This window comes from Moraxella boevrei DSM 14165 (genome assembly GCF_000379845.1).
GTDB lineage: Bacteria > Pseudomonadota > Gammaproteobacteria > Pseudomonadales > Moraxellaceae > Faucicola > Faucicola boevrei.
In genome coordinates this window covers 1-9,137 of sequence record NZ_KB903792.1, presented here as the reverse complement: position 1 = coordinate 9,137, position 9,137 = coordinate 1, and the positions used below count along the sequence as shown (strand labels likewise).

The window sequence follows — 9,137 nt, the reverse complement described above, 5'->3', positions numbered from 1 at the left end:
TTGTATTCTATCACAAGTCTGATTTTGTGGTAAAATAATATAGCTGTGTTAGCGTGAATACCAAGTAAATCACTGGCTGTTCTAGCAGTAACTTGTGNTACGAAAAATTCAAGCAATTTAATTTGTACTTTTTTGCTTAGTTTACAACGAGTTATCTTCATAAAACTAGTATAGCATAGTTGCTAATCTAGTTCAGCCCCAAAACTTAACAATGCTTGTTGTACCGTCATTGGTTTAACATCGTTCACCACGCATACATTGCCAACCCCCTGCTCTTGCAAGGCTGTCGCAATCCTATGTTGTAACACGATATAATCAAAATTTTGTACACATTCCCCAAAATCGTTTAACAGTTGTTGCCAATGTTGCCAAGTAGTCATACTGGTGATAAGGACCACTTTCTTTTGGCAAAAATCCACACTTTGAAAAAAGTTTGCAAAAAGTTGTCGGCTTGCGATTGGAAAAATTCGCTGATACACGTCCAACGTATCCACCCAAATACCCTGCTTTTGCAAGGTTTTTTTGAATAAGGTGCGTCCATCTTTGCCTTTGATAATTAAAACTTTGGCAGTTTTTGGTAAATTTTTGATAACATCTAATTGAAGCAAGCCTTCATTATTTTCAGGTAAATTAAACTGGCTCGGTGTGATAATGTTGGGAAACTGGGCAAACTGTTGTTGAAAAATGTCGTTGAAAGCTTGAGCAGTTTTTTCACCCACGGCAATAAAATTTTTTGATAAAAAATCATTTAAACTCAATGTATTATCATTTAACCATAAATCAAAAAATGTACGCACCGCCATTTCACTAACAAATACAAGTTGATGATAATGGCTTAAATTTATCAACTTTTGTTTATCAAAATCGTTGATGTCGCAACGAACCAATTCAAGCAATGGTAAATCTATCACTTGAATTGATTGGGCTTTTAGGTGATTGGTTAATAACTCTGAACGGTTTTTTGGTCTGGTACTAATAAAAATCATAGCGATTAATAATTAAGCATTTTGGTAAATGTCTGCCAAAATTTTATCCGCTCCTTGCATTAATAGATTTTTTGCCACGACGATGCCAACATTATCCGCAATCAAGGCATTTTCTACATGGTCATCGGTTAAAAGATTGGCGTGGGTGGCTTTTAGTAATATTTTACCGTCCACACTACCGACACGTCCATTTAGCACCAATTTGTCATTTTCAATGGTGGCAAAACCTGCGATTGGCACTTGACAGCCCCCTTGCAGATGACGGTTCATCGCTCGCTCGGCAAGTACACAGATTTTACTCTGCTCGTGGTTTAACGGTTTTAATAATGCTAACACAGCCGTGTCATCGGCTCGGCATTCAATCGCCAACGCCCCTTGCCCCACCGCAGGTAGGCTCACAATCGTGTCTAATTCATGGCGGATACGCTCATCAAGACCAAGTCGCATCAGTCCACTGGTCGCCAAAATAATGGCATCATACTCGCCATTGTCAAGTTTTGACAGGCGTGTGCCAACATTGCCACGTAAGCTAATAATCTGTAAATCTGGGCGAAATTGGGCGATTTGGCATTGACGGCGAAGACTAGATGTACCAAGCCTTGCTCCCTGTGGTAAGTCATTGATATGTTTATAATTATTCGACACAAATGCGTCCGTTGGGCGGTGACGCTCGCAGTACGCTCCTAGCGTTAGGCCGTCTGGCAATTCCATTGGGACATCTTTTAAGGAATGCACGGCAATGTCTGCTCGTTTTTCATAGAGAGCTTCTTCTAACTCTTTGATAAATAAGCCTTTACCGCCGATTTTAGCCAGTGGCACATCGAGGATTTTATCACCTTTGGTGACCATGGTGACAAGATTAACGGTTAAATCAGGATATAGTTCTTCTAGGCGTGATTTGATATGCTCAGCTTGCCATAGGGCAAGTGGTGATTGACGGGTAGCGATATTTAAGGTTTTCATGATTTTTCCAATTCATTAAAAGTTTATTAAACAGTTTTGCGGTTAATTTTAGCACATTTTTTACGACCAATTTCCAAAAAAAAATGCCTAAAATGCGGTTTGCAATTTTAGGCATTTTAATGTTAATCATTTACATGGTTTGCACACGGTCACGCAATACAGGCAAATGGCGACGGCTAATCGCCAAACGCTCATCAATATTTTTAAATTTGACTTGATACTGCCCTTGGTCAACCGATTCTAGCATTTCTACATAATCCAGGTTTATCAAGGCATTACGATGCACACGGAAGAATGAAGTGCCAAACTCTGCTTCAAGCTCTTTTAAGGTTTCATCAATTAATACCGTGCCATTTTTGTGGCGGACTTGGACATATTTTTGGTCGGCGGTAAAGTAGTAAATATCGCTCAGCGGAATTAGCTCAATACCACGGTGTGTGCGAGCCGCAATATGCTGACGCATTGGCTGTGCGGTTGGGTCTTCCAAACGGCGGATTTCGTTTAGCTGTGCGTTGTTAAGCGTTGATGCACGCGATAAGGCATCAATAAGTTCTTCTTTATTGGCAGGTTTTAGCAGATAGCCAATCGCATTGGCTTTAAATGCCGAAATCGCATAGTGGTCGTACGCCGTCACAAAAATAATCGCAGGGGGCTGAGCAAGCTCATTGAGTTCTTTGGCACAGCGGATACCGTCCATCTCTGGCATACGAATGTCTAGTAGCACAATGTCTGGGGTAGTTTCTTTGACACGGGCAATCGCTTCAATCCCTGTGGTGGCTTGTGCGACAACGTCGTGACCTTCTTCACGAATAATACGCGTTAGACGCTCACGTGCCAACGGCTCATCATCACAGACAATCACTCTCACAGCTTTCTCCTTAATTATTTCAATTTGTTTTATTTTAACACATAAAACCGTTTATCACAAAAAATATCGCTTTGGGTAGCTAATTTTTACATTCTATCACAAAATTAGGAAGATAGTAGCATTTTTTACCATTTTTTATTCAGATATTTTTTAATTTTTTAAAAAAATATCTATTATTTAAACTTAAATAAATTACTGATGAATGATTCATGTTATTGTTTAAATTTTTTAATAAAAAATATTGCTTAAACTGCCACATCTTTTAACGGATATTGAATTTTTATTAGTAAATATTTGCCATCATAAAAATAATCAATCACTGAACTTTCGCCATAATGTTGTTTTAATACATTGATTTGGTTGGTAAAACTGAGTTTTTTAGTGATATTTTCCCGAATAGTTGCGTAATGGATTTTTGGCAAAGTTACTTGAATGTCAATGGTTACTAAATCATTTGACCAATTCACCGTGATGTCCATATAAATGGTTTCGGTGGTCATTTCTACCACAAAAATAATCATTTTTTCTAAAACAAGTTGTAAGGATAATGATACAATTGTCATATCGTATAACATATCTTCATCATCGGGCAAATGCCATGCGACTTGTAATTTGTCTTCAAAACGGTATTTTTCCACATTCAAATAATGTTTGCAAATAGCTATTTCATCCAACAATGCAATTTCTTTGACTTCGCCAAAACTCATGCGATATAGGCTTGAAACGTGGCGTATCATTGCCTCGGCTTCATACGGGTCGGTTTCTATCAAATATTGTGCGGTATTGAGCATATTAAAGAAAAAATGGGGTGTAATGCGGGCTTTGAGTTGTTCGTTTTGCTCAAGTAGGGCTTGTTGGTATTCGGTGTATTGTTGTTCAATCTTTTTTTGTTGATTGGCAAAATAAAAGATGAGTAAGCCAAAAATCATCATGCTTGCAACGGTGTTAAACACCATATATTTAAACACATCTACCCATACAAATGGAATATCAAGCAAGACGAGTTGTAAAAAGTTGGCAACTAAGGTGGCAAATGGGGCGGTAATCAAGGTGACGAGTACGCAACGTTTTAAGATTTCTTGAAATGATAATTTTTGTAAAGTATCGGCAGTAATATGAATGTAACCGACGTTAAACAATACCACGCAAGCATTGGTTAATATATAAGCAACAAATAAGGTGAAAGCTTGATTTGCATTAAAAATTGCGTCCGCTCGTACTGCCAAACCATACAAGCCAAAAAATACAATCAAAAACAGCCAAAACGCCACCGATGAACGGCTTTCAAATGTGGGAATAAAAAGTTTATGTTGCGTTTTTTGTTTTTCTGTTGGCGTATCAAGGTGAGTATTTGCTATACTAGGCATTAATGAACGCATTAAGTCGGCAAAAAATGTTCGTAAATCTGACAACCATTTTAACAACATAAGCAAATCTTTAACCAATTAATCAACCAAAATTAGGAGTAACCCATGACAAATGATAATTCTAACACATCTAATATATGGGGCGGTAGATTTTCTGAAGCCACCGACAAATTTGTCGCCGAATTTACCGCATCGGTTAATTTTGATAAACGCATGGTAAACGAAGATATCAATGGCTCTATCGCTCATGCCACCATGCTCGCTGAATGCGGAATTTTAACCACTGATGAAAAAGACAAAATCGTAAATGGCTTAACCCAAATCAAAGGCGAGATTGAGCGTGGTGAATTCGTCTGGAGCGTGGCGTTAGAAGACGTGCATATGAATGTGGAGAGCCGATTGACTGCCTTGATTGGTGATGTTGGTAAAAAACTGCACACAGGACGTAGCCGTAACGACCAAGTGGCAACCGACATTCGCCTGTATTTGCGTGGGCAGACGGACGTGATTGTCGGTTTACTTTCTCGTTTGCAACATGGTTTGTTGGATTTAGCAAGTCATCACACCGACACCATTATGCCCGGTTTCACCCATTTGCAGACTGCTCAACCTGTGAGTTTTGCCCATCATGTGATGGCATGGTTTGAGATGCTGGTGCGTGATAGCGAACGCTTTATTGAGACACGCAAACGTATTAATCAAATGCCACTTGGCAGTGCAGCGTTAGCAGGGACGACTTATCCGATTGACCGTACGATTACTGCCACATTACTTGGCTTTGAAGGCATTTGCCAAAATTCGCTAGATGCCGTATCTGACCGTGATTTTGCCATTGAATTTGCCAGTAACGCCAGTATTCTCATGATGCACCTTTCACGAATGAGTGAAGAGATTATTTTGTGGATGTCAGCTCAATTTAATTTTGTGCAAGTGCCAGACCGCTTTTGTACAGGCTCGTCCATCATGCCCCAAAAGAAAAATCCTGATGTACCAGAGCTTGTGCGTGGTAAGACAGCTCGGGTGTTTGGTGATTTGACCACTTTGCTCACGCTAATGAAAAATCAGCCCCTTGCGTACAACAAAGACAATCAAGAAGACAAAGAGCCATTATTTGATATTGTAGATACGCTGACAGGCTCGCTAATTGCCTTTGCCGATATGTTGCCAAACCTTGTGCCAAATAAAGAAAATATGCGAACTGCCACCATGAAAGGCTATGCCACGGCGACGGATTTAGCAGATTATTTGGTGAAAAAAGGCTTGCCATTTCGTGATGCTCATGAAGTAGTCGGAAAGACGGTTGCCCTTGGCATGGCAAAAGGCGTGGATATTAGTGAACTATCACTACAAGAATTGCAAAGGTTTAGCGACTTAATTACGGATGATGTGTTTGACTATTTAACATTAGAAGGCTCGTTAAACGCTCGTAACCACTTAGGTGGAACAGCACCAAATCAAGTTAAAATGGCGATTGAACGTGGGCGTGGGCGTGTTAATAACATGAAATAAAAATATATAATGAAAAAAACTTTTTTACTAAACTTGTTATATAGAAAATCCAACCTTGACAATTGCTGAACAGGTAACTATTTTTCACTTAAACTCAACAACTGCCATCCTAGGTGTGTTATATCATGGCTACAGTTTTTATTCTTCAGCGTATCATGGTAAAGATAATCTTGATGAATTAGAACTGAAAAAACGATATGAATATAACTTTCAAAATTAATAACTTCTTATTGATATTTTAGAGAGACTAAAAATGCCAAAACTATTTTCGTACGGTACACTGCAACTAGAAAGCGTGCAATTATCCACCTTTGGGCGACGATTAAACGGTGAAAAGGACCATTTAATCGGCTATACCTTAGGCGAAATTGAAATCACTGACCCCAATGTCTTGCAAAAAAGTGGCAAACGCTTTCACCCAATGCTGATTAAAACAAATAATCCAAGCGACACGGTGGACGGCGTAATTTTTGACATTACCGACGACGAACTTGCCGAAGCCGACCGCTACGAAGTAGACGCTTATAAGCGTATCCAAGCGTATTTTGCATCAGGGGCAATGGCGTGGATTTATGCCGATGCCAATCAACAATAAGTGTTAAAATATGAAATGATTGGTAAAATTAAAATTAATTTTAAAATCAAAAACGTATAAGGAAAAACCCATGTCTATTACCACCATCATCATGGCTGCTGGCAAAGGCACTCGTATGAAATCAACCTGCCCAAAAGTGTTGCAACCACTGGCAGGCAAGCCGTTACTTGCACACGTTTTGGACACTGCCAAAAAATTAGGTAGCGACAAAAATATTGTCATTTACGGTTTTGAAGGTGAGCAGGTCAAAACTGCTTTTAAGGACGAAGTGATTGACTGGGTGGAACAAGCCGAACAACTTGGCACAGGGCACGCCGTGCAGATGACCTTGCCTGTGCTACCCCAAAGTGGTAAAACTCTGATTTTGTCGGGCGATGTACCACTCATCGGTGTAGATACGCTTAACAAGCTTATCAATACCGATAGCCAATTTGCCATGCTAACATTTGATACCGACAAGCCATTTGGGCTTGGGCGGATTATCCGCAAAGATGGTAAAATTGTAGCGATTGTGGAAGAAAAAGATGCCACCGATACACAAAAACAAATCAGCGAAATTAACAGCGGTGTGTATTGTGTGGCAAACAAAATTTTGCATAACTATTTAAAAAATCTAAATAATAACAACGCTCAAGGCGAGTATTATCTTACCGATATTGTCAAAATGGCGGTTGATGACGGTATTGATATTGCTACCGTATCGCCAGAGTTTGGCTTTGAAATTGAAGGCGTGAACGATCGTATTCAGCTTGCCAATTTGGAACGCACTTGGCAGAATTTTCAAGCTGAAACCCTAATGAAACAAGGCGTTCATCTGATTGACCCAAGGCGTTTTGATTTGCGTGGTACGTTAACAGTTGGCAAAGATGTACAAATTGACATCAATGTGATTTTTGAGGGCGACTGTGTCATTGGCGATAATGTGCAGATTGGGGCAGGTTGTGTGATTAAAAACAGCAAAATTGCGAGTAACACGGTGATACAACCCTATAGTTTGTTTGACAATGCGATTGTTGGTGAATATAACCAAATTGGACCATTTGCACGTCTGCGTCCAAAGGCAGTAACAGCGAACGATGTGCATATCGGCAACTTTGTGGAGCTTAAAAACACCCAAATGGCAAGCGGTGCAAAAGCCAATCACTTGGCATATCTCGGTGATAGTACAGTGGGTGAACGCACCAATATCGGAGCAGGTACGATTACCGCCAATTATGACGGTGTCAATAAATATAAAACGGTGATTGGGGCGGACGTGCGTGTCGGTTCAAATGCGGTATTAGTTGCCCCTGTAACCTTGGGCAATAAGGTTACCATTGGGGCAGGCAGTACAATCACCAAAGACTGTGCGGATGCTAAACTTGTCGTCGCTCGTGGTCGCCAAACTGTGATTGACAATTGGCAACGTCCTGAAAAACCGACAAACTAAGTTTAAGTCAAGTTATCACTATGTCCGAATTTTCTTTAATTTACCGCCACTTTCAAAATGTCACCGCCTGCCACAAAAACACCGTGCTTGGCATTGGCGATGACTGTGCGATAAGCCAGCTACCGCCAAATTGTCAATTGGTCAGCTGTGTTGATGTGTCGGTGGCAGGACGGCATTTTGTGCATCAAACACCGCCCCACGCTATCGGCTACAAATCGGTGGCAGTCAATCTGTCCGACCTTGCCAGTATGGGGGCGACCCCTTATGCTATTTTACTGGGCTTATCCTTGCCCACACATTTGGCAAATGATAAATTTATTGGCAAATTTGCCAAAGGGGTGGCGGATATTTGCAAACAGTTTAACGTAGAATTAATCGGTGGCGACACCACAAAATCAGATATTTTAACCATTTCTATCACCGCCTTGGGCTTTATCAAGCAAGGGCAAGCCGTTTACCGAAGTGGGGCAAAAGTCGGCGATGTGATTTGTGTCAGTGGCAATATCGGCTCAGCAAGTTACGCCTTGCACCACATTCTTGACGATTTAAATGGCGACGGCAATGCTCGCCTAAATGCGTTGACAAATTTACCCACACCGCTAAAAACTGCCTTGCAATACCCAATCCCAAAAGTCAGATTGGGGCAACAGCTTATCGGCTATGCCAACGCTATGATTGACATATCGGACGGTTTAGGGCAAGATTTGGGGCATATTTTAAAGGCAAGCGGTGTGGGGGCAAGATTGGATTTGGATAAAATTCCGTGTAGTACGCTTTTGGATACCCTGCCCTTTGCACAAAAATACCGCCATATCATCAATGGGGGCGATGACTATGAGTTATGCTTTACCCTATCAAAAGATAATTTTGATAAATTTAATCATCGTTATTCTAACTTAAGTTATCCGATTGGCGAAATTATAGAACAGCAAGGTTTAGAATTATTCTTTCAAAATCAAAAACTTGAGTTTGAGATTAAGGGGTGGGAGCATTTTTAGATGAACAACAACCTAGAAAAAATAGAACGCCTAATCCGTGAAATTAACTTAATTCACGCTAAATATTCAGAAGATTATTTTGAAACAGGCAAAGTAGAAAAAATTAATTTAAGCCGTAGTTTAAAAAATATTCCGATAGCACATATTTTATCTTATCGGCTGAATTTACACGAGGCGATTAACGATTATTTATTATTTGCTGATACCAAAGACATTAATTTTAGGGCTGAACTAGATTAGCAACTATGCTATACTAGTTTTATGAAGATAACTCGTTGTAAACTAAGCAAAAAAGTACAAATTAAATTGCTTGAATTTTTCGTANCACAAGTTACTGCTAGAACAGCCAGTGATTTACTTGGTATTCACGCTAACACAGCTATATTATTTTACCACAAAATCAGACTTGTGATAGAATACAA

General features: G+C 39.9%; 9 protein-coding genes and 2 pseudogenes. 6 read left to right on the top strand and 5 right to left on the bottom strand.

Going from position 1 to position 9,137, the window contains the following annotated elements; genetic code table 11:
- The 5 genes and pseudogenes from A3G3_RS14305 to A3G3_RS14030 all read right to left on the bottom strand — a co-directional run.
- Positions 1-161, bottom strand: a pseudogene (locus A3G3_RS14305) (IS1595 family transposase); the annotation flags it as partial.
- 21 nt (positions 162-182) lie between these two features.
- Entirely contained in the window at positions 183-986 is an 804-nt protein-coding gene (locus tag A3G3_RS0107845; RefSeq protein WP_019519985.1) for a uroporphyrinogen-III synthase, read from the bottom strand.
- A gap of 12 nt (positions 987-998) precedes the next feature.
- Positions 999-1,949: a hydroxymethylbilane synthase gene (gene hemC / locus A3G3_RS0107840; RefSeq protein ID WP_019519984.1), complete on the bottom strand. Its 951-nt coding sequence runs from the start codon at positions 1,947-1,949 to the stop codon at positions 999-1,001.
- Between the two features lie 130 nt (positions 1,950-2,079).
- On the bottom strand, positions 2,080-2,817 hold the full coding sequence (locus A3G3_RS0107835; protein ID WP_019519983.1) for a LytR/AlgR family response regulator transcription factor: 738 nt from the start codon (positions 2,815-2,817) through the stop codon (positions 2,080-2,082).
- 245 nt (positions 2,818-3,062) lie between these two features.
- Positions 3,063-4,244 carry a histidine kinase gene (locus A3G3_RS14030; protein ID WP_019519982.1) on the bottom strand — a complete coding sequence of 394 codons (1,182 nt, stop codon included), beginning with the start codon at positions 4,242-4,244 and terminating at the stop codon, positions 3,063-3,065.
- 45 nt (positions 4,245-4,289) lie between these two features.
- Here A3G3_RS14030 and argH point away from each other — a divergent pair, with 45 nt between their 5' ends.
- The 6 genes and pseudogenes from argH to A3G3_RS13435 all read left to right on the top strand — a co-directional run.
- A complete protein-coding gene (gene argH, locus A3G3_RS0107825; protein WP_019519981.1) occupies positions 4,290-5,693 on the top strand; it encodes an argininosuccinate lyase in 1,404 nt (467 codons plus the stop codon).
- A 253-nt stretch (positions 5,694-5,946) separates the two neighbouring features.
- A complete protein-coding gene (locus tag A3G3_RS0107820) occupies positions 5,947-6,288 on the top strand; it encodes a gamma-glutamylcyclotransferase family protein (protein WP_019519980.1) in 342 nt (113 codons plus the stop codon).
- 70 nt (positions 6,289-6,358) lie between these two features.
- Entirely contained in the window at positions 6,359-7,717 is a 1,359-nt protein-coding gene (glmU, locus tag A3G3_RS0107815; RefSeq protein ID WP_019519979.1) for a bifunctional UDP-N-acetylglucosamine diphosphorylase/glucosamine-1-phosphate N-acetyltransferase GlmU, read from the top strand.
- A gap of 20 nt (positions 7,718-7,737) precedes the next feature.
- Positions 7,738-8,715: a thiamine-phosphate kinase gene (gene thiL / locus A3G3_RS0107810; protein WP_019519978.1), complete on the top strand. Its 978-nt coding sequence runs from the start codon at positions 7,738-7,740 to the stop codon at positions 8,713-8,715.
- Entirely contained in the window at positions 8,716-8,955 is a 240-nt protein-coding gene (locus tag A3G3_RS0107805; RefSeq protein ID WP_019519977.1) for a hypothetical protein, read from the top strand.
- A gap of 21 nt (positions 8,956-8,976) precedes the next feature.
- A pseudogene (locus A3G3_RS13435) lies at positions 8,977-9,137 on the top strand (IS1595 family transposase); the annotation flags it as partial.